The organism is Sinorhizobium kostiense, assembly GCF_017874595.1.
GTDB lineage: Bacteria > Pseudomonadota > Alphaproteobacteria > Rhizobiales > Rhizobiaceae > Sinorhizobium > Sinorhizobium kostiense.
Map to the genome: position 1 here is coordinate 222,444 of NZ_JAGILA010000005.1, position 23,922 is coordinate 246,365.

The 23,922-nt window shown below is 62.1% G+C and carries 18 protein-coding genes and 1 tRNA gene; 10 read left to right on the forward strand and 9 right to left on the reverse strand.

Going from position 1 to position 23,922, the window contains the following annotated elements; translation table 11 throughout:
- Positions 1-59: 59 nt before the first annotated feature.
- On the reverse strand, positions 60-4,784 hold the full coding sequence (gene gltB / locus J2Z31_RS18955; protein WP_209603396.1) for a glutamate synthase large subunit: 4,725 nt from the start codon (positions 4,782-4,784) through the stop codon (positions 60-62).
- A 537-nt stretch (positions 4,785-5,321) separates the two neighbouring features.
- Between gltB and J2Z31_RS18960 the strand changes: the two genes are divergently transcribed.
- Complete coding sequence (locus J2Z31_RS18960) at positions 5,322-6,371, forward strand: threonine aldolase family protein (protein ID WP_209603398.1); 1,050 nt, start codon at positions 5,322-5,324, stop codon at positions 6,369-6,371.
- A gap of 127 nt (positions 6,372-6,498) precedes the next feature.
- Here the strand turns inward: J2Z31_RS18960 and J2Z31_RS18965 are convergent, their stop codons facing one another.
- Complete coding sequence (locus J2Z31_RS18965) at positions 6,499-6,960, reverse strand: Hsp20 family protein (protein ID WP_209603400.1); 462 nt, start codon at positions 6,958-6,960, stop codon at positions 6,499-6,501.
- Between the two features lie 446 nt (positions 6,961-7,406).
- On the opposite strand from J2Z31_RS18965, the gene J2Z31_RS18970 reads away from it, so the two are divergent.
- Positions 7,407-8,387, forward strand: a complete 981-nt coding sequence (locus J2Z31_RS18970; RefSeq protein ID WP_209603757.1) for an alpha/beta fold hydrolase — start codon at positions 7,407-7,409, stop codon at positions 8,385-8,387.
- Positions 8,388-8,448: 61 nt separating this feature from the next.
- On the opposite strand, the gene hisN is transcribed toward J2Z31_RS18970, so the two are convergent.
- Together hisN and J2Z31_RS18980 are read right to left on the reverse strand one after the other, a co-directional pair.
- Positions 8,449-9,228 (reverse strand): histidinol-phosphatase, encoded by a 780-nt coding sequence (hisN, locus tag J2Z31_RS18975; protein ID WP_209603409.1) that lies wholly within the window; start codon positions 9,226-9,228, stop codon positions 8,449-8,451.
- 311 nt (positions 9,229-9,539) lie between these two features.
- Complete coding sequence (locus J2Z31_RS18980) at positions 9,540-10,421, reverse strand: N-formylglutamate amidohydrolase (RefSeq protein ID WP_209603411.1); 882 nt, start codon at positions 10,419-10,421, stop codon at positions 9,540-9,542.
- Between the two features lie 200 nt (positions 10,422-10,621).
- Between J2Z31_RS18980 and cpdR1 the strand changes: the two genes are divergently transcribed.
- Entirely contained in the window at positions 10,622-10,984 is a 363-nt protein-coding gene (gene cpdR1 / locus J2Z31_RS18985; RefSeq protein ID WP_209603413.1) for a response regulator CpdR1, read from the forward strand.
- 299 nt (positions 10,985-11,283) lie between these two features.
- A tRNA-Val gene (locus J2Z31_RS18990) sits at positions 11,284-11,358 on the forward strand.
- A 515-nt stretch (positions 11,359-11,873) separates the two neighbouring features.
- Here the strand turns inward: J2Z31_RS18990 and J2Z31_RS18995 are convergent.
- The 3 genes from J2Z31_RS18995 to J2Z31_RS19005 form a co-directional block, all read right to left on the reverse strand.
- Positions 11,874-12,155 (reverse strand): hypothetical protein, encoded by a 282-nt coding sequence (locus J2Z31_RS18995; RefSeq protein ID WP_209603415.1) that lies wholly within the window; start codon positions 12,153-12,155, stop codon positions 11,874-11,876.
- An 817-nt stretch (positions 12,156-12,972) separates the two neighbouring features.
- Positions 12,973-13,653, reverse strand: a complete 681-nt coding sequence (locus J2Z31_RS19000) for a peroxiredoxin-like family protein (protein ID WP_209603417.1) — start codon at positions 13,651-13,653, stop codon at positions 12,973-12,975.
- Between the two features lie 160 nt (positions 13,654-13,813).
- On the reverse strand, positions 13,814-17,068 hold the full coding sequence (locus tag J2Z31_RS19005) for an adenylate/guanylate cyclase domain-containing protein (RefSeq protein ID WP_209603419.1): 3,255 nt from the start codon (positions 17,066-17,068) through the stop codon (positions 13,814-13,816).
- Positions 17,069-17,330: 262 nt separating this feature from the next.
- On the opposite strand from J2Z31_RS19005, the gene ilvD reads away from it, so the two are divergent.
- Complete coding sequence (gene ilvD / locus J2Z31_RS19010) at positions 17,331-19,169, forward strand: dihydroxy-acid dehydratase (RefSeq protein ID WP_209603421.1); 1,839 nt, start codon at positions 17,331-17,333, stop codon at positions 19,167-19,169.
- A 262-nt stretch (positions 19,170-19,431) separates the two neighbouring features.
- On the opposite strand, the gene J2Z31_RS19015 is transcribed toward ilvD, so the two are convergent.
- Positions 19,432-19,836 (reverse strand): GFA family protein, encoded by a 405-nt coding sequence (locus J2Z31_RS19015; RefSeq protein WP_209603423.1) that lies wholly within the window; start codon positions 19,834-19,836, stop codon positions 19,432-19,434.
- 201 nt (positions 19,837-20,037) lie between these two features.
- Between J2Z31_RS19015 and J2Z31_RS19020 the strand changes: the two genes are divergently transcribed.
- Both J2Z31_RS19020 and J2Z31_RS19025 read left to right on the forward strand, forming a co-directional pair.
- Positions 20,038-20,538 carry a hypothetical protein gene (locus J2Z31_RS19020; RefSeq protein ID WP_209603425.1) on the forward strand — a complete coding sequence of 167 codons (501 nt, stop codon included), beginning with the start codon at positions 20,038-20,040 and terminating at the stop codon, positions 20,536-20,538.
- A 154-nt stretch (positions 20,539-20,692) separates the two neighbouring features.
- Positions 20,693-21,139 (forward strand): DUF421 domain-containing protein, encoded by a 447-nt coding sequence (locus tag J2Z31_RS19025; RefSeq protein WP_209603427.1) that lies wholly within the window; start codon positions 20,693-20,695, stop codon positions 21,137-21,139.
- A 21-nt stretch (positions 21,140-21,160) separates the two neighbouring features.
- Here J2Z31_RS19025 and J2Z31_RS19030 read toward each other — a convergent pair whose 3' ends face one another.
- Entirely contained in the window at positions 21,161-21,607 is a 447-nt protein-coding gene (locus J2Z31_RS19030) for a MarR family winged helix-turn-helix transcriptional regulator (protein WP_209603429.1), read from the reverse strand.
- A 152-nt stretch (positions 21,608-21,759) separates the two neighbouring features.
- Between J2Z31_RS19030 and J2Z31_RS19035 the strand changes: the two genes are divergently transcribed.
- The 3 genes from J2Z31_RS19035 (at position 21,760) to J2Z31_RS19045 (ending at position 23,875) form a co-directional block, all read left to right on the forward strand.
- Positions 21,760-22,482 carry a DUF899 domain-containing protein gene (locus J2Z31_RS19035; RefSeq protein WP_209603430.1) on the forward strand — a complete coding sequence of 241 codons (723 nt, stop codon included), beginning with the start codon at positions 21,760-21,762 and terminating at the stop codon, positions 22,480-22,482.
- An 87-nt stretch (positions 22,483-22,569) separates the two neighbouring features.
- On the forward strand, positions 22,570-23,043 hold the full coding sequence (locus J2Z31_RS19040; RefSeq protein WP_209603432.1) for a DUF1579 domain-containing protein: 474 nt from the start codon (positions 22,570-22,572) through the stop codon (positions 23,041-23,043).
- Positions 23,044-23,113: 70 nt separating this feature from the next.
- Positions 23,114-23,875: a VOC family protein gene (locus tag J2Z31_RS19045; RefSeq protein ID WP_209603434.1), complete on the forward strand. Its 762-nt coding sequence runs from the start codon at positions 23,114-23,116 to the stop codon at positions 23,873-23,875.
- Positions 23,876-23,922: the final 47 nt, after the last annotated feature.

Genomic DNA, 23,922 nt, shown 5'->3' on the forward strand with positions numbered 1-23,922 from the left:
CCACGACGGCGCGCGTGATAGCCCCCACGGATCGGGGGCCGCTTTCACGAAGGCCGGTTTTACTCGGCCGCCTCCGACATCCTCATGCGCTCCATGTCTTCGAGGGCGCGGCGATATTCGACCGGCATGACCTTGCGGAATTTCGGCCGGTAATCCGCCCAATGTTCGAGGATCTCTTTGGCTCTAACCGATCCGGTGAAGTGCAGGTGGTTCGACACGAGCTGATAAAGCCGCTCCTCGTCGTGGCGCGTCATATCGCCTGAGACGTCAACCCGGCCCTTGTACATCAGATCTCCGCCGTGGTGGTGGAGCTTCTCCAGCATATCGTCCTCCTCCGGCACCGGCTCGAGCTCTACCATGGCCATGTTGCAACGACGGGCGAAATCTCCCGCCTCATCGAGCACATAGGCGACACCACCGGACATACCGGCCGCGAAGTTACGGCCGGTGCCGCCGAGCACGACGACGACGCCCCCGGTCATGTATTCGCAGCCATGATCACCGACGCCTTCGACGACCGCGATCGCGCCGGAATTGCGCACAGCGAAACGCTCGCCGGCCACGCCATTGAAGTAGCACTCGCCCGAGATAGCGCCGTAGAGCACCGTATTGCCGACGATGATCGACTCCTGCGGCACGATCCTGGCGTTTTCCGGCGGTCGGACGATGATGCGGCCGCCCGACAGACCCTTGCCGACATAGTCGTTGCCGTCACCGATGAGATCGAAGGTGATGCCGTGAGCGAGGAAGGCGCCGAAGGACTGGCCGGCCGTGCCCTTGAGCGTCACGTGGATCGTGTCGTCCTTGAGGCCCTTATGACCCCAGCGTTTGGCAAGCGCGCCCGAAAGCATTGCGCCGGCCGAGCGATCGACGTTCTTGATCTCGGCTTCGAAGGCAACCGGCACTTTCGTTTCGAGCGCCAGCTTCGCCTTCTCGACCAACCTGCGGTCGAGGATGTCGTCGATCGGATGGTTCTGGCGCTCCGTCCAGTAGGTCGCTTCCTTCGGCGCTTCTACCTTATGGAAGATCTTCGAGAAATCGAGACCCCTGGCCTTCCAGTGCTCGATCATACGGTCGCGCTCCAGCAGTTCCGATTGACCGATGATCTCGTCGAGTTTCCTGACCCCGAGCGAAGCCAGGATTTCGCGCACCTCTTCCGCGACAAAGAAGAAGTAGTTGATGACATGTTCCGGCGTGCCCTTGAAACGCTTTCTGAGCACTGGATCCTGGGTCGCCACCCCGACTGGACAGGTGTTTAGGTGGCATTTGCGCATCATGATGCAACCGGCCGCGATCAGCGGCGCGGTGGCAAAGCCGAACTCATCGGCGCCCAGCAGCGCGCCGATGACGACGTCACGGCCGGTCTTGAGGCCGCCGTCGACCTGGAGTGCGACGCGCGAGCGCAGGCCGTTCAAGACGAGCGTCTGCTGGGTTTCGGCGAGCCCGATTTCCCACGGGCTGCCGGCATGTTTCAGGGAAGTGAGCGGCGAGGCGCCGGTACCGCCGTCGAAGCCGGCAATGGTGATGTGGTCGGCGCGCGCCTTGGCGACACCCGCAGCCACGGTGCCGACGCCCACTTCGGATACCAGCTTGACCGAGACATCGGCCTCCGGGTTGACGTTCTTCAGGTCGAAGATCAGCTGTGCCAAATCCTCGATCGAATAGATGTCGTGATGCGGCGGCGGCGAGATAAGCCCGACGCCCGGCGTCGAATGCCGGGTCTTGGCGACGGTCGCATCGACCTTATGGCCGGGAAGCTGGCCTCCCTCGCCTGGCTTTGCGCCCTGCGCCACCTTGATCTGCAGCATATCGGCATTGACCAGATATTCGGTGGTGACACCGAAGCGGCCGGACGCGATCTGCTTGATTGCCGAACGTTCCGGGTTCATCGAACCATCCGGCAGCGGCAGATAACGATCGCTCTCTTCACCGCCCTCGCCGGTGTTCGACTTGCCGCCGATGCGGTTCATGGCGATCGCCAGCGTCGTGTGCGCTTCGCGGCTGATCGATCCGAAGGACATGGCGCCGGTGGAAAAACGTTTGACGATCTCCGATGCCGGTTCGACCTCCTCGACCGGGATCGGTTTGCGGCCGACATTCTCGGCGCACTTGATCGTGAACAGGCCGCGAATGGTGTTCATTCGCTGCGCCTGCTCGTTCATCATCATCGCAAATTCGCGATAGCGATCCTCGGCATTGCCGCGGACCGCATGCTGGAGCGAGGCAATCGCATCCGGCGTCCAGGCGTGGCTTTCGCCGCGCATGCGGAAGGCATATTCGCCGCCGATGTCGAGCGAATTGGCAAGCACCGGGTCGGCGCCGAAGGCCGCCATGTGGCGGGCAACCGTCTCGGCAGCAATTTCCTCGAGGCCAATGCCCTCGATCGTGGTTGCCGTTCCGAAGAAGTACTTGTCGACCAGCTTCGACGACAGCCCGATGGCGTCGAAGATCTGCGCGCCGCAATAGGACTGGTAGGTCGAAATCCCCATCTTGGACATGACCTTGAGGATGCCTTTGCCGACCGCCTTGATATAGCGGTATACGACCTCGCTGGCGTCCACCTCCCTCGGGAACTCGCCGCGCTTGTGCATGTCGACGAGCGTGTCGAAGGCGAGATAGGGGTTGATCGCCTCGGCGCCATAGCCGGCAAGCAGGCAGAAGTGATGCACTTCGCGCGGCTCTCCGGACTCGACCACGAGTCCCACCGACGTGCGCAGGCCCTTTCGGATCAGGTGGTTGTGCACCGCCGCGGTCGCGAGTAGCGCAGGGATTGCGACGCGATCCGGCCCGACCTGCCGGTCGGAAAGCACGATGATGTTATAGCCGCCCTTGACCGCGGCTTCCGCCCGCTCGCAAAGGCGATCGAGCATTTCCGGCATCCCTTCGGCACCACGGGAGATGTCATAGGTGAAATCGAGGGTTTTCGTATCGAACCGGTCTTCCGTGTGGCCGATCGAACGGATCTTTTCGAGGTCGCCGTTCGTGAGGATCGGCTGGCGAACTTCCAGCCGCTTCGCATGCGCCATGCCCTCATGGTCGAGGATGTTCGGGCGCGGGCCGATGAAGGAGACGAGGCTCATCACCAGCTCCTCTCGGATCGGATCGATCGGCGGGTTGGTGACCTGCGCGAAGTTCTGCTTGAAATAGGTGTACAGCAGCTTCGGCCTGCTGGACATCGCCGAAATCGGCGTGTCGGTCCCCATCGAACCGATTGCCTCCTGACCGGTCGTCGCCATCGGCGACATCAGGAGTTTCGTGTCCTCCTGCGTGTAGCCGAAGGCCTGCTGGCGGTCGATCAGTGACACGTCGCGGCGAAGCGCCCTCGGCTCGACCGGCTTCAGCTCTTCGAGGATGAGCTGGGTATTGTCGAGCCACTGCCGATACGGATGCTTGCCGGCGAGCGCCGACTTCACTTCCTCGTCGGAGATGATGCGGCCCTCCTCCATGTCGATCAGCAGCATCTTGCCCGGCTGCAGCCTCCATTTCTTGACGATCTTGTCCTCGGCGACCGGCAGCACGCCGGCTTCCGAGGCCATGATGACGCGATCGTCGCTCGTGACGATGTAACGCGCCGGGCGCAGGCCATTGCGATCGAGCGTGGCGCCGATCTGCCGGCCGTCGGTGAAGGCGACCGCCGCCGGCCCGTCCCAAGGCTCCATCAGCGCCGCATGATATTCGTAGAACGCCTTGCGCTCCCGCGACATGAGCTGGTTTCCGGCCCAGGCCTCCGGAATCAGCATCATCACCGCATGCGCGAGCGAATAGCCGCCGCGGACCAGGAATTCGAGCGCATTGTCGAAACAGGCCGTGTCCGACTGGCCCTCGTAGGAGATCGGCCAGAGCTTGGAAATATCGTCGCCGAAGAGCGGAGACGAGACGGAGGCCTGCCGCGCCGCCATCCAGTTGACGTTGCCGCGCAGCGTGTTGATCTCGCCGTTGTGGGCAACCATGCGATAGGGGTGGGCGAGCTTCCAGGACGGGAAAGTGTTGGTTGAGAAACGCTGGTGCACCAGCGCCACCGCCGATTGGAAGCGCTCGTCCGACAGGTCCTTGTAATAGGCGCCGACCTGATAGGCGAGGAACATGCCCTTGTAGACGATGGTCGTGGTCGACAGCGAGACGATATAGAAGCCGAGATCGCCGCCGTCCGCTTCCGCATAGATGCGGTTGGAGATCACCTTGCGCAGCGTGAACAGCCGGCGCTCGAACTCGTCGTTGGCGGCGGCGTCACGGCCGGCGCCGATGAAGACCTGAACGTGGTGCGGCTCGGTCGCAGCGATGTCCGGCGCCTTCGACAGCGACGAGTTGTCGACCGGCACGTCGCGGAAGCCGAGCAGGTGCTGGCCTTCCTCGGCCACGACCTCGCTGATCACCTCCTTGAAATGGGCGATCAGCTTTTCATCGCGCGGCATGAAGAGATAACCGACCGCATATTCGCGGGCCCTCGGCAGCGTGACGCCCTCCTTCGCCATCTCCTCGCGGAAGAAGCGGTCGGGGATCTGCACGAGGATGCCCGCGCCGTCGCCCATCAGCGGGTCGGCGCCAACCGCGCCGCGGTGGGTTAGATTTTCCAGCATGAAGAGGCCGTCGCGCACGATCTGGTGCGACTTCTCGCCCTTCAAATGGGCGACGAAGCCTACGCCGCAGGCGTCGCGTTCGTTGCGCGGATCATAAAGCCCCTGTTTGCGCGGCAGTCCGGACGGGAATGCGGGCGTTTTTTCAGCCGTCGCAGCTTTGCGCGCGAGGTTGAGCCCAATCCTTTGCGATGGCGAATGATCCGTCATCCTTATTCCCTCCTTTTGCCCCGGCGATCCGGGCATAGCGCGGCCCGCGCAGCTGCCGTCGTCCTGCATTTCCTCGCATGACGGCAAGCGGGGCATTATCGTCGCATGATCCTGATCAGGTCGCAAATGAAGCGCGGCTGCACCAGGCACGAATGTCCGCGACCATCCTGATGGCAGTGGCCCGAATTAAATCGGTTAACCCCTGCGCTCCCCCGCCGGCTGCCGCATTCTGCTGACCTCCGGACGATTGCTCCGGTCCCTAGACCGAAATAGGACAGCAACACTGTCCTATTTCACGCACTCTATGCCAGAAAGCACCCCCCTCCGCAAGGCCTCCTCCGGGAAATAATGAAGAAGATTTTGTCGAACATTGCCAGAGATTGCGCCGTTTTGAAATTTAATTACGTGAGCGCGAATGTTTCTTGCCTTTGGTTTCAAACTGGTCTGCAGTTGGCATCAGCTCGGCACGATGCATTGCCAGCCGCACCAACTCGGCTATGGTCTCGCCGAGAACAGCTGAGCACAGGGCGACTTGTAATGATCTTTGCTTCCGACAACTGGGCCGGTGCCCATCCGGCGATTGCCGAGAACCTGACGGCACATGCAGCGGGCTATGTCTCCGCTTACGGCACGAGCGAACTTGACCGGAAGGTCGAAAGACGGTTTTCGGAGATTTTTGACAAGGAGGTGGCGGTTTTCTTCGTCGGCACGGGCACGGCCGCGAACTCGCTGGCGCTTGCGAGCGCCAACCGGCCCGGCGGCGTCGTCTTCTGCCACCGCGAAGCCCATGTGCATGTCGACGAATGCGGCGCGCCGGAATTCTTCTCCCATGGAGCGAGGCTTTGCCCCGTGAACGGCGAGCGCGGCAAGATGGATGCGGCACGACTCGAAGCTGATATCGGCCGCTTTCCGTCTGAGTTCGTACATGGCGGGCAACCGATGGCGGTGACCGTAACCCAGGCGACCGAGAGCGGCACGATCTATTCACTCGACGAAATCAAGACGATCGCCGCCATCGCCCGGCGCCACGATCTGCCGTTCCACATGGACGGTGCGCGCTTCGCCAACGCCCTCGTCAGCCTCGGCGTCACGCCGGCGGAGATGACCTGGAAAAGCGGCGTCGATCTCCTGTCCTTCGGCGGAACGAAGAACGGCTGCTGGTGCGCAGAAGCCGTGGTGCTTTTTGACCCCGCCAAGGCGCGCGAGATGCACTTCCTGCGTAAGCGCGCGGCCCAGCTCTTTTCCAAGTCGCGCTTCATCGCCGCTCAGTTCGAGGCCTATTTCGCCGGCGATCTGTGGCTCGATCTTGCCCGTCACGCCAACGCCATGGCTACGCGCCTCGCCGCCGGCATCGCGGCTTCTGAAAGCGGCAGCCGGCTAGCGTGGGACGCCGAGGCCAACGAAGTCTTCGCCATCATGAAGCGGCAGGTGGCAGAGAGGCTGCAGCGGCAGGGCGCGATCTTCTACGACTGGCATGTGCCGCACCATCTCGCCGGCGGTCTCGCCGAGGATGAGGGTCTTTACCGGCTGGTCACGAGCTATGCCACCACATCCGAAGACGTCGCCCGCTTCGCCGCCGCCTGCTGACATCGGCGGGACCTCATGGAAAAAGGCGCCTCATTCGGGCGCCCTTCCCAACTGCATGCCTCCTCAAATCGACCTCGATTCAAAGACAAAGACATGCAGCAATCAAAGTGCTATCGCGACCTGAGGATTAGGCGCTCTGCGCTTCGATCTGTTTCGCCTGCGAACCGACCGAGGTGATCTCGATCCGGCGCGGCTTGGCTGCTTCCGGGATCTCGCGAACGAGATCGACGTGGAGCAGGCCGTTTTTCAGCGAGGCAGATCTGATCTCGACATGATCGGCGAGCTGGAAGCGGCGTTCGAAGGCGCGCTTGGCAATGCCGCGATGGAGAAACTGGGTCTCCTCGCCTTTTTCCTCGCCCTTTTCGCCCTTGATGGTCAGCGTGTTTTCACGCGCTTCGACCGAAAGCTCGCTTTCGTCGAAGCCGGCGACGGCCATGGTGATGCGATAGGCGTTCTCGCCGGTGCGCTCGATATTGTAGGGCGGATAGCCCTGGGCCTGATCGGGCTGGCCGAGGCTGTCGAGCATCGTGAACAGGCGATCGAAGCCGACCGTGGAGCGGTAGAGGGGGGAGAAATCGAAATGACGCATGTTGTCCTCCTTAAGAGCAACTGTTTGCGATGCCTGGCCTGCCATCCCATCCGGCAATGGCGCGACCGGTGAACGGACCCTTAAACGGCGTCCGGCGAAGACATGGGAATGCGCGGGCACGAGTTCAAGGGCTTGGGTGAAGCGCATACGCTCGGGGTGAACCGCATATGAACGGGCGGTTCGGCCGCGGTTCAGCGGCGGTGGGCTACAAGCGACATACTGGGTGCGAAGGTGCCCAGTGCTGAAGTGACATGTCCCTTCTCCCTTCAGCGGCCGGAAACGGTGATCGCCCGGACTTCATCCACCGTTTCCGGCTTTTTCCTTTGACGGGCGAAGGCGCTCCGCCTATCCGTGGATAGCTGCAGTAGGAATGGATGTCGCGGCTAGTCGCCGTCCTCCCCGATCGCGGTATATCGATCACCCGGTTGCTTTCGTCCGACGCGCCCATGATTCCAATCCTCCACTCCACACCGGACAATCCGATTCCGGGCGATTTCTTGGCGGGCTTTTTTGATGGCGCCGGCAACCGCAAGATCCGCTATGCGGTGTTCAAGACGAAGATGCCCGTCGCGCGCGGCACGATCGTGCTCTTGCAGGGGCGAAACGAATCGATCGAGAAATACTTCGAAACGATCGGCGAGTTTCTGGACGCGGGCTATTGGGTCGCCACATTCGACTGGCGCGGCCAGGGCTGTTCGGAACGGCTGCTGCCGCACCCGGCCTTGGGCCATGTGGAGCGTTTTGCCGACTACGGGCGTGACCTGATGATGTTCCTGGAGCAGATCGTGCTCCCCGACACACGCCTGCCCTTTTCCATTGTCGCCCACTCGATGGGGGCCCTGGTTTGCCTCTCGCTGGGGCCCCGGCTCGCAAGCCGCATCGATCGCATGGCGCTGCTCGCGCCTTTCCTCGGATTGAGCGGTCAGCCAATCGGCGAGCCGGGCATCTCCGCCATTGCGGCGGTGATGCGCCGGCTTGGTCTCGGAAACCTGCCGCTTCAGCGCGACAAGGGCGGCCGCGGACCGTTCGCGGGCAATCCGCTCACCGCCGATAGCCGCCGCTATGCGCGCAACCTGCTGCTGGTCGATGCGTGTCCGCAATTGCGGCTTGGGCCGCCGACGGCGCGATGGTTGAACGAGGCCTTCCAGACGATCCGAGAGGTGACGCAGCGCGAGCATCTGACGAGGATCACCGTGCCCACTCTCCTCCTCGCACCGACGGCCGATCCGCTCGTCCCGTATCTCGCGGTCGAGCGCCTTTCCACCAATTTTCGCGCCGGCCACCTGATCCCGATCGATGGCGCGCGCCACGAACTCCTGCAGGAGGCCGACCGCTACCGAGCTCAGGCCATGGCGGCTATCCTTGCCTTCCTGCCCGGGATGGAAGCCGAGGAGGAGATCGCAGTTCCCACCATGGAAGAGGCATGAAGGTGGAGTGGCGTGGCCACGTGGCCCCCTTGTGCGGCGGTGGCTGAGAAGGCTGCAACGATCAGCCCCTCCCGCTCAGTACCTCCAGCGCCTGCGCATGGAGTTCGCGGCTGCCTGCTGCGATTATCTCGCCGCCCATTTCGGCCGGTCCTCCCTGCCAATCGGTGATGACACCGCCGGCCTGTTCGATCAGCGGAATCAGGCCGCCGACGTCATAGGGCTTCAGCCCGCATTCGATGACGAGATCGACATGGCCCGCCGCAAGGAGGGCGAATGCATAGCAATCGCAACCGTAGCGGAAGAGCCGGACCTTTGACTGGAGCGCCTCGAACCGCTCCCGGAGTCCGCCGGCGTAAAGATGCGGCGAGGTCGTGAACAGCACGGCGGCCGCGAGCCCGCCGCAATCGCGTGTCGCAAGCACCTTCTCGCCGTCCGGGCCGCGATAGATCGACTTCTCGCCGTCGGCAAAATAGCGCTCGCCGGTAAAGGGCTGATCCATCAGCCCCATGATCGCCTTGCCGCTGCGATAGAAGCCGATCAGCGTCCCCCAGACCGGCAGGCCGGAAATAAACGCGCGCGTTCCATCGATAGGATCGATGACCCAGAGATGTTCGCGGTCGAGGCCGATATTGCCGTGTTCCTCGCCGAGAATGCCGTGCTCGGGATAGGAGCTTTCGATCAGCGCCCGGATCGCTTCCTCGGCGGACTCGTCCGCCTCGGTGACGGGATCGAAGCCGCCCTCAAGCTTGTTCGTCACACAGGTGCCGGTTCGGAAGCGCGGCATGGTCTCCGCCTTGGCGGCGTCGGCGAGGCGGTCGAAGAATGAGCGGTCGGGCAACATGTCACACTCGTAAGCGGCGGGAGGAAAGTTCCTGAATAGACGAAATCCAGCGAAAGGCAACGATCCGCAGCCGCCCGCCCGGCGCGCGGAGTCTGGAAACAGACTCAAGACGAATGCACCCAAGTGCCAGTCACGAATGATTTATGCTGCGCGGCAAAGTTGACCCGCCTCAAAACTTGACAATTGTGCAGCGCAATATTAGCTTTCTTTTTGCGGTCACTCGTGGCTGCAAATACCCTCCTTGGGTGTTTCCTCCCTAGACTTGACCGCGCCGCTGGCGCGGTTCTTTTTGTGACCATTCGGAGAGCTCCTCACTCCGCCGCAAGTGGCATATAGGCCGCATATTCTTCCACGTGGCGCGCAAGCGCGGCAATGAAGGTCCCGAGATCGGCCTCCAATGCGGCAAAGCCCGGCTTTTTCACCAGCGTCGCCTCATCGATATAGAGGCTGCGGTTGATTTCGATCTGCAGCGCGTGAAGTCCCCGCGTCGGCCGTCCGTAATGCTCGGTAATGAAGCCGCCGGCGTAAGGCTTGTTGCGGGTCACCGCATAGCCGAGCTGCTGCAGAAGCTCGACCGCCACACGCGACAGCTCCGCCGCTGCACTCGTTCCGTAGCGGTCGCCGATGATGAAATCCGGACGCTGGCCGGTGCCAGGAAGATGCACATTGCCGGGCATCGAATGGCAATCAATGAGCACGGCCATGCCGAATTGCACATGGGTGCGGGCGATGAGCTTCCTGAGCGTGGCGTGATACGGCTTGTAAATCGTCTCGATGCGCGTGAGCGCCTCTTCAACCGGGAACCGACCCTGATAGATCTCCATGTTCTCGGCCACCAGCCGCGGCACAGTGCCAAGCCCGCCGGCGACCCGCATGGAACCGATATTCGCGTGCGCCGGCAGAGCTCCGTCGAACATGCGCGGGTCCAGCTCGTAGGGTTCGCGATTGACGTCAAGGAAAGCCCGGGGGAAATGCGCCCTCAGCAGCGGCGCGCCGAGATAGGTGGCGCTTTGGAACAGCTCGTCGACGAAGTGGTCTTCTGAGCGGCGAATCGAATGTGCATCGAGCCGCGACTGGTCGAGGAACGATTGGGGATAGAGGCGACCGCTATGCGGCGAGTTGAACACGAAGGGAATCCGCTGGGCCGCGGGTTCCAGAATTTCGAACATTTCCCACTCGCCCACTTCCCCCATTGCAACCCTTTACCATGCCGGGATCTTGCCGCTTCGATCATGTTGCCAGTTGGTCGGCTCTGTGTCCATAGTGGCCGCTTCCCGGTTTAGGGGGATTGACCCACGCCGTTCACCGGATATTTACGCGCTTGCGGTTTGCTGAGCTGCCGCGCCCCATGAAGCATAGACAGCATCGAAAAGAAGTAGCCACGGCCGAATTCATGAATGCGAAAATCCTCCTAGCCGAAGACGATAACGACATGCGCCGCTTCCTTGTGAAGGCGTTGGAAAAGGCGGGCTACAAGGTCCAGTCCTACGACAACGGCGCCAGCGCCTACGATCGGCTTCGTGAAGAGCCCTTTTCCTTGCTCCTGACCGATATCGTCATGCCCGAAATGGACGGCATCGAACTCGCCCGCCGGGCAACGGAGCTCGACCCCGACCTCAAGGTGATGTTCATAACCGGCTTTGCCGCAGTGGCACTGAACCCCGACTCGAAGGCCCCGAAGGACGCCAAGGTCCTGTCGAAGCCCTTCCACCTGCGCGACCTCGTCAACGAGGTCAACAAGATGCTGGCGGCGTAACTGCCGCTGCGTCAAGAGGCACGGCTTCCATCGCGCTTTTTGCGAAGTTCCGGCCGCAGATCGCCTTCGCTGGACCGCAGCCCCGAGATAATTTCATTAAGGCCGTCGCAGACGTCAGCGTCGGCAATGGCCTTTTTGTTCAAGGACTTAGCCATTATACAACGGTAGAAATCCTTGAAGCGGACGTGAACGCCCGGGCGGAAACGGGCTTTCGCTGGCTCCCGAAAATTCTGTCTAAAAACCTTCGAAAAACCTATTGACGCGGACGCGGGTTTTGTGGTCTATGCGCCGCATCGGATGGGCGTGTAGCTCAGCGGGAGAGCACTACGTTGACATCGTAGGGGTCACAAGTTCGATCCTTGTCACGCCCACCATCTAAGTTTCTGATTTAAAGGCCTTTCGAGAAATCGAGAGGCCTTTTTGCATAGCGCTCTTTAGGTGCAATGAACCCGCCCGTGGCGAGCACCCTTTGATTTCCGATTTGATTAAAACTCAATCAGCGCGTACATTGGAGGCATACGGTCCCCCCGGTGCCGTTGACCACGGATGTACTGGAAGCGGCATTGGGGGTGACAGCGAAAGGTCGGTTCTAGCCGGCCTTTTTTGTTGTCCGCGGGATACCAATCTATTCGTTATGGAATCGAGCCGAGGCCGCCGGCGCTGCACTGAACTCTATCCGATTCGGCCGATCAAGCGCATCGGCGATACGGGAGCCGCGTTTCCACCTGGTGATCAGGGGGTTCGCCTCTGGAGAACGGCAAGCCACAGTCGGGTCAGGAGATCGCGGCCGTCGAGATAATGACCCTCGCCCGGATGTTTTTCGTGATTTGAAGCCTACGATAGCGCCATGCCCAGGCAGTGACGCCGTTGTGGCAGCGGCGCGGAAGGATTACCAGCCATCTCGGTACCGATAGTACCCGTAGATGGGCCGAGCACCGCGCTTGCACTTGATCTCTTCCTTGTACTCATCGTCATCCCATTTCCGCTCGATCTTGCACCGACCGCGACGATACTCTTCCTTGTATGCTCTTCGCGCGTATCGAGGTTCGCCGTAGTAGCCTCCGCGCCAGCGACCGTGGCCGCTTTCGTCTTTCCAGGGATCGGCAAAGGCAATACCGGCGAAACCTGTGAACGCAACGCCCGCGGCAGCTACCAAGGTTATAATCTTCATCGTTCTGCTCCTTCACCCATGGATCGACTCAGCGCCCCGGTGGTGTCTTAGTTTCGGAGATGCGTCTGAATGCCACCTGAAGGTTGAAGAAGTGATCGGACCTTAGTCCGACACGCCGGTCGTAAAGGTCCTAGGTCGGTTGCCGAGTGATGCTCTCGGCACATATTACGGTGAGCCCCTGTGGTGTCATCCTAGTCAGCCGCTCGGGTGCGTGGTGGTCTCAGAGCTGCCTGAAACGTCCCTTCTAGGCACCTCTGGGAACTCCAACCGCTCCGGTCCTTTCTAGTTGCGGAGGAGGTGCGCTTTGAGGACTGAATCTCGCATTTCCCTCCAGGACGTCGACATGCTCAGCGATGTGTTCGAGGAGTTGCTACAGGATCATCAAATAACCCGCTTTAGCGCTGTAGCAGAGGGGATCGTTACACGCTTGATCTTCTGTTATAACTTCGGTGTTCGCGATCCCGTGCGGCTGAAAAGGCTTACCGTGCCGTTTCTGCAGAAGCGTTAATCAGCCAAGATTGACACGCCCGTCCTTCCGCAGTCCGGTGCGATGAACGTTTCGATTGAGCCCATCTCGGCCTTTTGGCGACGGATCGATCATTCCCGCGCGGCTGTGTCACGCCCTTGTCACGATTGAAGGGTAAGAGATAACCACCTCGCCATTGACCACGGATGTACTGGCACTGGCGGAGGTCACGCGGAAGGTCGGGTTTGCCCCGACCTTTTTGTTTGCCGCGTCCACTCCAGCGCGCCACCAGAACAACGGTCTCGGCCGCGTTTGAACGCCGAAAGTCTTCGGCGATCGCCGTTCACACCCTCAATGCGCCACCTGCGCTGCCGCCGACATCACCTCGTCGGGCGACGGAGCCCGGAACATGTTACGCCCGTCGGGTGTCGCCTCGGTGAAACACCAGCGCACGACACCATTGCGGTCGAGCAGGAATTCGCCGACGAGTTGGCCCATCGCGACCGCGTTCATGCGGTTGTCGTCCTCCGTCATCTCGTAGCCGTCCGCCTGCTGGAGATATTCGGAAGCCTCGACGGGATTCATCGGTACCGGCAATTCGCCCGGCATTTCCACACGCATCGACATTGCCGTCTGCATGCTCAATTTGTGCGGCCAATCATCCTCGTCCTCGGTGAATTCCAGGTTCGGCAGGCCGAAAGCCCGGTGGGAGATTCGCTCGGGGTCGGCGGCGGCCAGAAGATCCGGCAAGGGATGATAGCGGAAATAGAGGCGTGCCCGCTCGATCGGCGTGTTCACGACCGTCAGGCTCTCAACACCTCTTTCGTTCAACGCGGCCTTGAGCTGCGCCATGGTGGCGATCTGGCGGCGGCAGAAGGGACATTGAAGCCCCCTGAACAGCCCCACAAGGACCGGCTTGCGGCCGCGAAAGTCGTCGATGGCGATCTTGCCCTCATGCGTGATCGCATCAAGCACCACGTTGGGCGCCCGATCGCCTGGCTGCAACGGCCCGGAACTGCGATATTCGTCCATGGCTGTCTCCTCCCAATAATTCCTAGAGTATATGCGCTCACATGTGTTCGCGCCGGCGCTCTAGCCCTTGTATTTGCGGCGGTTCTAGCGACGTCAGGCAGCGTCGAGTCTCGCACGCCAGCGGACGCTGGTCTCGAGGCTTCACCTCACGACATGCCAATCAGTCGAGGAACGGCAGGATCACCAAGGCAGCCGGGTCAAGTTCATGGCGCGCGCAAAGGTCGTGAGCCAAACCAAAATAGCGTTCGGCCTCGGCAAGGTCGCCTTCATCGAGGCAAAGTGTCGCCAGCCCATCATAACATGGAAACAAAACCTGCGCTTCGCCCGTCTCGCCGGCAAGATCGAGTGCTTCCTGGTAAAGCGTGCGGGCATCCTGGGGACGGCCATGGCATTGGCAGATCTGCCCGAGGACCAGGAGCGACACCGGAAGATGATCGCGCTGGTCCAGCGCGCGGTCGATTTCGACTGCCTTCTCTGCCGCCGGCATGCCCGCCGCCCCGCAGCGGTCGGTGAAGGTGCAATAAGCCACCGCGAGATTGGCGAGCAACCGCGCCTGGAAGCCGAGGTCGCCTATGCGCCGCGCCATGTCGAGGCCACGCCGGCAGACGTCGATGGCAAGCCTCGGATCGACGATCGTGTAGAGCACGGCGAGGTTGGTATAGCCGCGGCATGCCGCCTGCATCAGTTCCGCCGCATCGGCGACCGCCACGCTCTTTTCCACAGCTTCGATCGCTTCCGGGGTGCGGCCACGCCGCGCCAGCGCCACGCCTTTCGTGTTCAGCGCCTCGGCCGTCACGAGCGCCGCCTCTCGCGTCGTCTCCTCGCCGGCATCCGCCGCCACCGTCTTGACCCTCGTCAGGGCCTCGTCAGCCCAGCTGGCGGCGGCCAGATAGTCGCCCATCCGAAAGGCGAGATGGCCGCGCTCCTGCAGCAGCAAGGCGCTCTCGACTGGGGCCTCCACGCTTTCGAGTAGCGCCGCGGCCTCGGCGAAATTCGCCTGCGCACGATCACGCTTGCCTGCCTCCCAAAGTAGATGGCCGCGCTTGCGAAGGATGCGGGCGGACGTCACCGGGTCCTTCGAAATGCGCTCAGAGCCGAGCAGCGCACGGTAATGCTCCTCCGCCTCCGCCCGCTTGCCCGAAGGAACGAGCAGATCGGCGACGCGCTCGCGGGCAAGGAACCACTGCGCCCCTTGTTCGCCGAGCGTGGCAAGCGCCGCCATGGCTTGGCCGTAGAAACGGATGGCGTCCTCGTTGGCGTAGAGCTGACGAGCGCGATCTCCCGCAGCAATCAGGTAACGAGCCCCCTTCGCCCGGTCGGCCGACTGGCTGTAATGATGACCGAGAAAGGCCAGATCCTCGAAGTGCTCCGGGCTCTCGCCATAGCGGCGCTCCAGGGCGCTTGCGATCGCCGCGTGGATCTCCGCCCTGCGCTTCACAAGCAGGTTGTTGTAGACGACCTCGTGCAGCAGCGACTGCACGAAACGATAGGCCTGAACTCCGCCCTCGGCCGCCTCGTCGATGATCTCTGCATCGCAAAGCAGGTCCAGGCCGGAAGCGACCTCGGCGGGATCAGACGAAATGGCTGTCAGTAGCTCGGTGTCAAATCGCGGGCCGATGACCGCAGCATGGTGTACGAGGCGACGCACCTCCTGCGGCAAGCGGTCGATGCGTGCAAGCAGCATCGCCTCGATGCCCACGGGGATCTCTGCGGTTACTTCGGCGTCCGCCACTTGCCACCGGGAGCCGTCGCGTTTCAAGGTTTGAAGTTCGATCAGGCCGCGCACGATCTCCTCTATGAAGAGGGGATTGCCGCCGGCCCGTGCCAGGATGCTCGTGCGCAGCGGCTTTGGGAGGCCACTCTCACCGAAAAGGGCGCAAAGAAGCCGCTGGCCTTCAGCGACGGAGAGCGGAGCGAGGCGCAAGGAGGTCGTGCCCGTGCGGGCGGGTGCAAGCCGTTCGGGCCCGCCTACCGGTCGCTGGGTGACGATCACCATCAGCGGGCGGCGATCCAGCCGGTCAAGCACGAATTGCAGCGCCTCGAGCGACGCCGCATCCGCCCAGTGCAAATCTTCGACGACGAGTAGCAGCGGCGCGCGATCGAGCCGTCGCTCGAATATGGAACGGATGACCGAAAAGAGCTGGCGTCGAACCTGCTCCGGAGCGACGTGCTGCAGAGCGCCTTCACGCTCTGCCATGCCAAGGATATGGAAGAGAAGAGGCATCAGACCGGCGATCTCGCTGGCGGCGAACCCTATCTCGGCAAGCCCCGAGGCCAGCCGCTCCCTTGTTTCTTCAGGCGTATCGGCCTTCGCTATCCCATAGGCGCTGCGCAGGACCGAGGCGAGCGTTCCGTAGGACGGCTCGCCGAGCGGCGAACAGGCCGCGCGCCTGACGACGACATGGGCGAAGCTTTGGTCCTCGCCGATGCTCGCGAGGAAATCATTGACGAGGCGCGACTTGCCGATGCCGGCCTCACCACTGATCCGCACCAATTGCGCAGTCCCGGAGCAGGCGACTGCCAGACATTCCCTCAGGCGGCCGAACTCGATGTCCCGCCCGATGAGCGGCGAGCTGAGGCCTAGCGTATCGAGTCCCCTCGCGGGCCGCGGCGCGCCGAGCGCTCCGAGCACCCTATGGACCTGCAGGCTGCCGGTCTTGCCGCGCAGGCCGAGCGCGCCGAGCGTGTCGAAGGCAAAGGCGTGCCGGGTGAGCTTGTGCGTGACCGGTCCGACGAGGATTTCATCAGGCCCGGCCGTCGCCTGCAGGCGCTGGGCGATATTCACCGTGTCGCCGGTGACCGAGTAGGATTTGGTGCCGCCGGCGCCAAAGGAGCCGGCAACGACCGGCCCGGTATTGACGCCGATGTGGAGACTCAGGGGCAGGCCGATTTCCCTGCGCCAACGCTCGCTCACCCGCCCTGCCCTTTTCACCATGTCGAGCGCTGCGCGCAGCGCTCGTTCCGGGTCGTCCTCATGCGCCACCGGTGCGCCAAAAAGTGCAAGCAGCGCATCGCCAATGAACTTGTCGACGAATCCGCCGAACGCCTCGACGGCTTGCGTCAGTTCCTCAAAAAGCTCGTTCTGAAGCACCTGCAGGACTTCCGGGTCGACCCGTTCGCTAAGACCCGTGAAGCCGCACAGGTCGGCGAAGACGATGGTGACGGTGCGCCGATCCGCTCCCGTGTCCGGGCCAATTGACGAGGGTGTCGGTCGCGGCGACGGTAATGGCGTGGGCCGGAGCAGCGGCCGCGGTTGGGCAGTCGCACCGAGTCTGGTACCGCACCGAGGGCAGAAAGCGAAGTGCGGTGGACATGGATAGCCGCACTCTGCACATTCCGTCTCCTGCTTCGCTCCGCATTTCGGGCAGAAGGCGAAGCCGCTCGCGATCTGTGAGCCGCATTCGTAACAGTTCATCTCCAACGAACCTTTTAAGGCCGTTGCGCCGCAAGCACGGACGATCGGGCGTGAATGCCCGACGAGAATGGACCTCTTGCGCCGCCTTGACAAGCGAGACGGGTGTCATCGCCCGCGCCTCGGATCGCCAGATGATGCTTACGGCGCAAATAATCCGATGCGAAAGATGACGCGGGCGCGATTTTGCGCTAGTACCCCCATGCAGTGGCGCTCACGGATCGCCATGTTTGCGTATCTACATTTCGTCCGAAGGAAGACGTTCATGCCTGCCTATCGCTCCCGCACCACCACCCACGGCCGTAACATGGCTGGCGCCCGCGGCCTCTGGCGCGCGACGGGCATGAAGGACAGCGATTTCGGCAAGCCGATCATTGCGGTGGTGAACTCCTTCACGCAGTTCGTGCCGGGCCACGTGCACTTGAAGGATCTCGGCCAGCTCGTCGCGCGCGAGATCGAGGCGGCCGGGGGCGTCGCCAAGGAATTCAACACGATCGCCGTAGACGACGGCATCGCCATGGGCCATGACGGCATGCTCTATTCTCTGCCGTCGCGCGAGATCATTGCCGACAGCGTCGAATACATGGTCAACGCCCATTGCGCCGACGCGATGGTCTGCATCTCCAATTGTGACAAGATCACTCCCGGCATGCTGATGGCGGCCCTTAGGCTCAACATCCCGGCAGTCTTCGTCTCCGGCGGTCCGATGGAGGCCGGCAAGGTGGTGCTGCACGGCAAGAAGCACGCGCTCGACCTCGTCGACGCGATGGTCGCCGCCGCCGACGACAATGTCTCTGACGAGGACGTCAAGGTCATCGAGCGCTCCGCTTGCCCGACCTGCGGCTCCTGCTCGGGCATGTTCACCGCGAACTCGATGAACTGTCTGACCGAGGCGCTTGGCCTGTCGCTGCCCGGCAACGGCTCGACCCTCGCTACCCATGCCGACCGCAAGCGCCTTTTCGTTGAAGCCGGCCACCTGATCGTCGATCTTGCCCGCCGCTATTACGAGCAGGAGGACGAGCGCGTCCTGCCGCGCGCGATCGCGTCCAAGCAGGCTTTCGAAAATGCGATGGCGCTCGACATCGCTATGGGCGGCTCGACCAACACCGTGCTGCACATCCTTGCCGCAGCCTATGAAGGCGAGGTCGATTTCACCATGGACGACATTGACCGCCTGTCGCGCAAGGTGCCGTGTCTCTCCAAGGTCGCACCCGCCAAGTCCGACGTGCACATGGAAGACGTGCACCGGGCCGGAGGCATCATGTCGATTCTCGGCGAGCTCGAAAAAGGCGGCCTTATCAATCGCGACTGCGCAACGGTGCACAGCGAGACGATCGGCGACGCCATAGACCGCTGGGATATCACTCGCACCTCCAGCGAAAAGGTGCGCAACTTCTTCCGTGCCGCGCCCGGTGGCATCCCCACTCAGGTCGCCTTCAGCCAGGACGCCCGCTGGGAGGAACTCGATACGGACCGCGAGAACGGTGTCATCCGTTCGGTCGAGCACCCGTTCTCCAGGGATGGGGGTCTTGCCGTCTTGAAGGGCAATATCGCGCTCGACGGCTGTATCGTGAAAACCGCCGGGGTCGACGAGAGCATCCTGAAATTCTCCGGCCCCGCCCGGGTGTTCGAGAGCCAGGACGCCGCGGTCAAGTCAATCCTTGGCAACGAGATCAAGGCCGGCGACGTGGTCGTCATCCGCTATGAGGGGCCGAAGGGCGGGCCGGGCATGCAGGAGATGCTGTATCCGACCAGCTACTTGAAGTCGAAGGGCCTCGGCAAGGCGTGCGCTCTGATCACGGACGGCCGCTTTTCGGGAGGAACCTCCGGCCTCTCGATCGGCCATGTCTCGCCCGAGGCGGCGAATGGCGGCACCATCGGGTTGGTGCGCGACGGCGACATGATCGACATCGACATTCCGAATCGCACGATCAGCCTGCGCGTCGACGAAGCGGAACTCACACTTCGCAGGCAAGAGCAGGATGCCAAGGGTTGGAAGCCGGCAGAACAGCGCAAGCGCCGGGTAACGACGGCACTCAAGGCCTATGCCGCCTTCGCGACGTCCGCGGACCGCGGCGCCGTGCGTGACCTGGGTGACCGGTAGCCTGGGCGACCGGTAGGCGGAACCCCTATCAGACCGAAACAGGCTGGCTGGGGTGTCTTGCGTGGGCTGCTGACCGCTGATTGTTTAGCGGCCGCCCCCGCTGCCCTAAAGCGCCGCGTGTGAGGCACAAAGGTCGCTGTAGCCCTTTGAAGCGCCGCATGTCTCCTTGCATCGAGTCGATTTAAGGAGACATGCAGTAGGCGAGATACCTGGCAGCGCAGACGGGGATCACCCCCAGTCTGCCTTCTCGATAGTCCGGAGATCACATGTGCCGTGTCTCCGCGGGCGGGTTCCACCAGTTGTTGTGCAAGCCATCCATGTATTGGACGGGGAGATCTGATAGCAGGGCCGGATCGACGTCGTCGAGGCAGGCGATGTTGATCGAGACGAAGGCGCCGCCGATCTCTTCGACATAGCCGTGGCTATACGGTGCCACCCCGCAGGCTGTGCAGAACCGGTGATGGCCGCTCATCGTCCCGAACTGGTAATCGCCGATGCCCGTCTCATCGCACATCAGGCGAAAGTCCTCCGGCTTCACGTTTGCGCCCCAATAGCGCCGCTTCGAACAATACGAGCAATTGCAGCGACTCGTTCCGACATGCAGGTCTGCATCCACTTCAAAGCGAATCCGGCCGCAGTGGCAGCTGCCTTTATAAGTCATCTTCATCGTCGTTCCTCCCTCAGGCGTCTTGCAATGGCGACGTCATCGGCCTGCTCACGGAGGCAGCTAGGCCCGAACTGATTGGCCCCAAACTAAAACCAGACTTCTGAAACTTGCAACCGTCGCTTTCCAACGGCTGTGAGGCGGCCAAAAGAGGAACCTGCGGCCTCTGAATGCGTTTTCCGAGGCCCCGGAAGGAGGTGAGCTTTGGAACAGCCGCCGGTTCGACGCGATGGACTGCAAATTGATGAACACCGTGGTTTTCAGGAGAAGTTCTGGAAAGCGGAACGGATTGCCTGGGTCTGCTTCGGCGTGATCATCCTCCTCGCCCTCCTGGGGGTGACCGGATCCGGGGGGCTGCGAGCGCGGATGAAGCTCGCATTCGATGAGGGCTTCGTCGAGGTGCCGCGGTTCAGCCGCTGGGAAGCGTCGGATAGCTTGACTGCGCTGCTGCCGCCCGGCACAGCAGGCCACAGCCTTTCCGTTGGTTCGGATTTCTTCCGCACGTTCCAGGTGGAAGACATTGACCCGCCGCCGCGCAGTAGCGAAGGGAGCAGCGGCGCGATCGTCTATCATTTCCAAGCCGATGCGGGCCAGCCCCTGGCTCTGACGATGCATCTTCGCTCCCAAAACCCGGGAATCGTCAAATACCAGGTGAGCGTCAATGGGGGACCGGCGCAAACGGCGCGAACGATCGTTTGGCCTTAGAGCATTTTGCGGTCAGGTGGATTCACCTGGCGTCGCCCAGATGCGGCAAAAACATAGAGAAAGAGCGGTGGAGCGAAGGTTGCACCCGCTCGGGCGGCCTCAAGACAAATGGCAGAACGACAGTGGGCGCAATTCCGCTCAAGGAGGCATCGAGATGGATTCAGTTGGTCGCGGCTTTGCTATCTACGTCATATTGCTGATCGTTATGCGTCTGTCCGGAAGACGTACGGTTGCGCAGATGACACCTTTTGACTTCGTGCTGCTGCTCATCGTGGCCGAAACGACCCAGCAGGCGCTGTTGGGCGACGATTTCTCGATCATAAATGCGACGGTGCTCATTCTCACGCTGTTCAGCCTCGACATCGTCCTTTCCTACATGAAGCAATGGTCGCCGCGGGCTCGGCTGGTGCTGGACGGCACGCCGACGGTTCTGATAGCGGACGGCGAAATCGATGCGCGCGCGATCAAGCGAGCGAGGATCGACATCGAGGACATACTGGCGGCTGCGCGAGAGCAGGAGGGTTTGTCTCGCTTGGACCAGATCAAATTCGCCGTCCTTGAAGCCGATGGCGGAATTAGCATCCTGCCGCAGAAGTCGTGACGTGCTCAGGGGCGCTGCGCTCTAAATGAGGGCAAGCAGATCGGCGCGCAGCCGATCCGAGCCGCCTTCGCCGAACTGGCTATCGAGTATTTCATGTGTCTCCTTCCAGATCGGCAAGGCCTCCGCGAGAAGCCGCTCGCCGTCTGGCGTCAACCGAATGCGGCGCAATCGCCGGTCTCCCGGATCGGCGAAGATCTCGATGAGTCCACGCCGCTCGAGCGGCTTCAGCGCCGCCGTCAGTGTCGTGCGGTCCATGGCCAGCACCGACGCCACGGCACTGATCGTCGGCGGCTCCGGCCGGTTGAGCGACATCATCAGCGAAAACTGTCCATTGGTGATGTCGAGTGATCTAAGCGCCTCGTCGAAGCGGCGGGCCAGCGCCCGTGCGGCACGCTGCACATGAAGGCAAAGACAGGTATCCCTGACAAGCAAAGTGGTGGTAAAAGGTATCAGCGGCGACTTTGACATGGATCAGTAATGTTGATATCAACATAATTAGTCAAGCGCCACGTGGTGCCGCGCGCCGTTGGAGCGCGCCAATGACCGCTGAAACCACTTTAAATTGCCGATTTCCGCAACTATATCAATTCAGGGATGCACCTCAGGGAGGAGGACCGGACATGAGACAGGACCATGCCGTCGTATCGCGCGAGGAGTGGCTGCAGGCCCGCAAATCGCTTCTCGCACTTGAAAAGGAACACACGCACCTGCGCGACAGGGTCAACGCAGAGCGCCAGGCGCTGCCCTGGGTGAAGCTGGAGAAAACCTACACCTTCAATACGCCGGAGGGTCAGAAAAGCTTGGACGAACTCTTCGACGGACGCAGCCAGCTTCTTCTTTATCATTTCATGTTGGGTGAAAACTGGCAGGCCGGCTGCCCCAGCTGCTCCTTCCTTGCCGATCACTTCGATGGCACCCTGCCCCATCTCAACCATCACGACGTCACGCTGGTCGTTGCCTCGAATGCTCCCCTTGAAAAGATCGAAGCCTATCGAAAGCGGATGGGCTGGAACTTTCCCTGGGTTTCGTCCCACGGCGGCGACTTCAACCGGGATTTCCACGTCTCCTTCACCCCGTCGGAAATGGCGCGCGGCAAGGTCGTCTATAATTTCACCGAAATCGACAGTGAGGACGCGCACGAGGAACTGCCGGGCCTGAGCGCCTTCTATAAGGATGAGGACGGCACCGTCTACCACACCTATTCCACCTATGCCCGAGGACTGGAGGAACTGGCCAGCACGTTCATGCTGCTCGACCGGGCGCCAAAAGGCCGCAACGAAGGCACGATCATGGACTTCATCCGCCGGCATGACGAATACGAGGATGAGCCGCGCCGCACTTAGCGAAGAAAAAATGTGAGTGACATCGCCGCCGGAGGTCCCTCGCGCGCGGCAATGAACGGGAATTGTGTCCTTACATGGGAGGTCTAAATGCATGGAGAGCCTCAGGAACAACACCGCTGGCTGGAGCAGTTGCTCGGCGAGTGGACGGTGACATCACAGGATCCCACCGGAAACGCGTCATCGGATCAGGACTGGGTGGAAAAGGTTCGCTCTTTGAACGGCCTTTGGGTGGTCTGCGATGGTCAAGGCGCGATGCCGGACGGAAAGGCCGGCGAGACGTTGATGACGCTCGGTTTCAATCCTGAGACAGGCCGCTACGTCGGCACCTGGGTCGGTTCGATGATGACGCATATGTGGGTCTATGACGGCGAACTGGAGGACGACGGCCGGACGCTTGCTCTCAACTGTGACGGTCCGGATTTCGAGAGCCCCGGCAGGACGGCCCGATACCAGGACAGGATAACGTTTGTCGACGCAAACCACCGCACGCTCACGGCCCGCGTGCAGAACGAGGACGGAAGCTGGAAGGAGATGATGAGGGCGGAGTACCGCCGCCGATAGCCAGAATCGAATGCGGCACCCATGCCGTTGCCAGAACACGAAAATACCACTGAACACGGGAGGATCGACGATGCACGGCAAATTCGTCTGGTACGAATTGATGACGACGGACACGAAGGCGGCAGAGAGCTTTTACAAGAAGGTCGTCGGTTGGAGTGCCCGCGATGCAGGCATGCCGGGAATCGAGTACACGCTGTTTTCCATCGGCGATCATCAGGTGGCGGGCGTGATGACCATGCCGGACGGCGCGCTGGAGATGAACGTGCCGCCTGCCTGGCTCGGCTATGTGGCGGTCGACGACGTCGACGCCTCCGCCGCCCGGCTTACCGCCGAGGGCGGCACCGTCCATCGCGAACCCAACGATATACCCGGTGTCGGCCGCTTCGCCATCGTGGCGGACCCCCACGGCGCTGCCTTCGCCCTGTTCAAGGGCACCGGGGAACCCCCGCCGCAGCTCGACCAGATGGCCTCCGGCAATGTCGGATGGCACGAGCTGATGGCCGGGGATCTCGATACGGCCTTTAATTTCTATTCGAAACTGTTCGGCTGGACCAAGGACCAGGCGATGGACATGGGCGATATGGGGGTCTACCAGCTCTTTGCCCACGGCGGCCAGGCAATCGGCGGCATGATGACCAAGCCGAAGGAGGTGCCCTCGCCGTTCTGGCTCTATTATTTCAACGTCGAGGCGCTCGACGCCGCGATCGACCGAGCCAAATCCGAAGGCGGCCAAATCGTGAACGGCCCGATGGAAGTGCCCGGAGGCGCCTGGATCGTGCAATGCACGGATCCGCAGGGCGCACTTTTTGCCCTGGTCGCACCGAAGCGGTAACGAGACAAGGCTCGCGCGCCCGCGAGCCTTAATGCCGACCAGAAGCT

Coding starts and splice junctions, on each gene's coding strand:
- gltB (WP_209603396.1), bottom strand. CDS start 4,784: ATGACGGATCATTCGCCATCGCAAAGGATTGGGCTCAACCTCGCGCGC.
- J2Z31_RS18960 (WP_209603398.1), top strand. CDS start 5,322: ATGATCTTTGCTTCCGACAACTGGGCCGGTGCCCATCCGGCGATTGCC.
- J2Z31_RS18965 (WP_209603400.1), bottom strand. CDS start 6,960: ATGCGTCATTTCGATTTCTCCCCCCTCTACCGCTCCACGGTCGGCTTC.
- J2Z31_RS18970 (WP_209603757.1), top strand. CDS start 7,407: ATGATTCCAATCCTCCACTCCACACCGGACAATCCGATTCCGGGCGAT.
- hisN (WP_209603409.1), bottom strand. CDS start 9,228: ATGTTGCCCGACCGCTCATTCTTCGACCGCCTCGCCGACGCCGCCAAG.
- J2Z31_RS18980 (WP_209603411.1), bottom strand. CDS start 10,421: ATGGGGGAAGTGGGCGAGTGGGAAATGTTCGAAATTCTGGAACCCGCG.
- cpdR1 (WP_209603413.1), top strand. CDS start 10,622: ATGAATGCGAAAATCCTCCTAGCCGAAGACGATAACGACATGCGCCGC.
- J2Z31_RS18995 (WP_209603415.1), bottom strand. CDS start 12,155: ATGAAGATTATAACCTTGGTAGCTGCCGCGGGCGTTGCGTTCACAGGT.
- J2Z31_RS19000 (WP_209603417.1), bottom strand. CDS start 13,653: ATGGACGAATATCGCAGTTCCGGGCCGTTGCAGCCAGGCGATCGGGCG.
- J2Z31_RS19005 (WP_209603419.1), bottom strand. CDS start 17,068: ATGAACTGTTACGAATGCGGCTCACAGATCGCGAGCGGCTTCGCCTTC.
- ilvD (WP_209603421.1), top strand. CDS start 17,331: ATGCCTGCCTATCGCTCCCGCACCACCACCCACGGCCGTAACATGGCT.
- J2Z31_RS19015 (WP_209603423.1), bottom strand. CDS start 19,836: ATGAAGATGACTTATAAAGGCAGCTGCCACTGCGGCCGGATTCGCTTT.
- J2Z31_RS19025 (WP_209603427.1), top strand. CDS start 20,693: ATGGATTCAGTTGGTCGCGGCTTTGCTATCTACGTCATATTGCTGATC.
- J2Z31_RS19030 (WP_209603429.1), bottom strand. CDS start 21,607: ATGTCAAAGTCGCCGCTGATACCTTTTACCACCACTTTGCTTGTCAGG.
- J2Z31_RS19035 (WP_209603430.1), top strand. CDS start 21,760: ATGAGACAGGACCATGCCGTCGTATCGCGCGAGGAGTGGCTGCAGGCC.
- J2Z31_RS19040 (WP_209603432.1), top strand. CDS start 22,570: ATGCATGGAGAGCCTCAGGAACAACACCGCTGGCTGGAGCAGTTGCTC.
- J2Z31_RS19045 (WP_209603434.1), top strand. CDS start 23,114: ATGCACGGCAAATTCGTCTGGTACGAATTGATGACGACGGACACGAAG.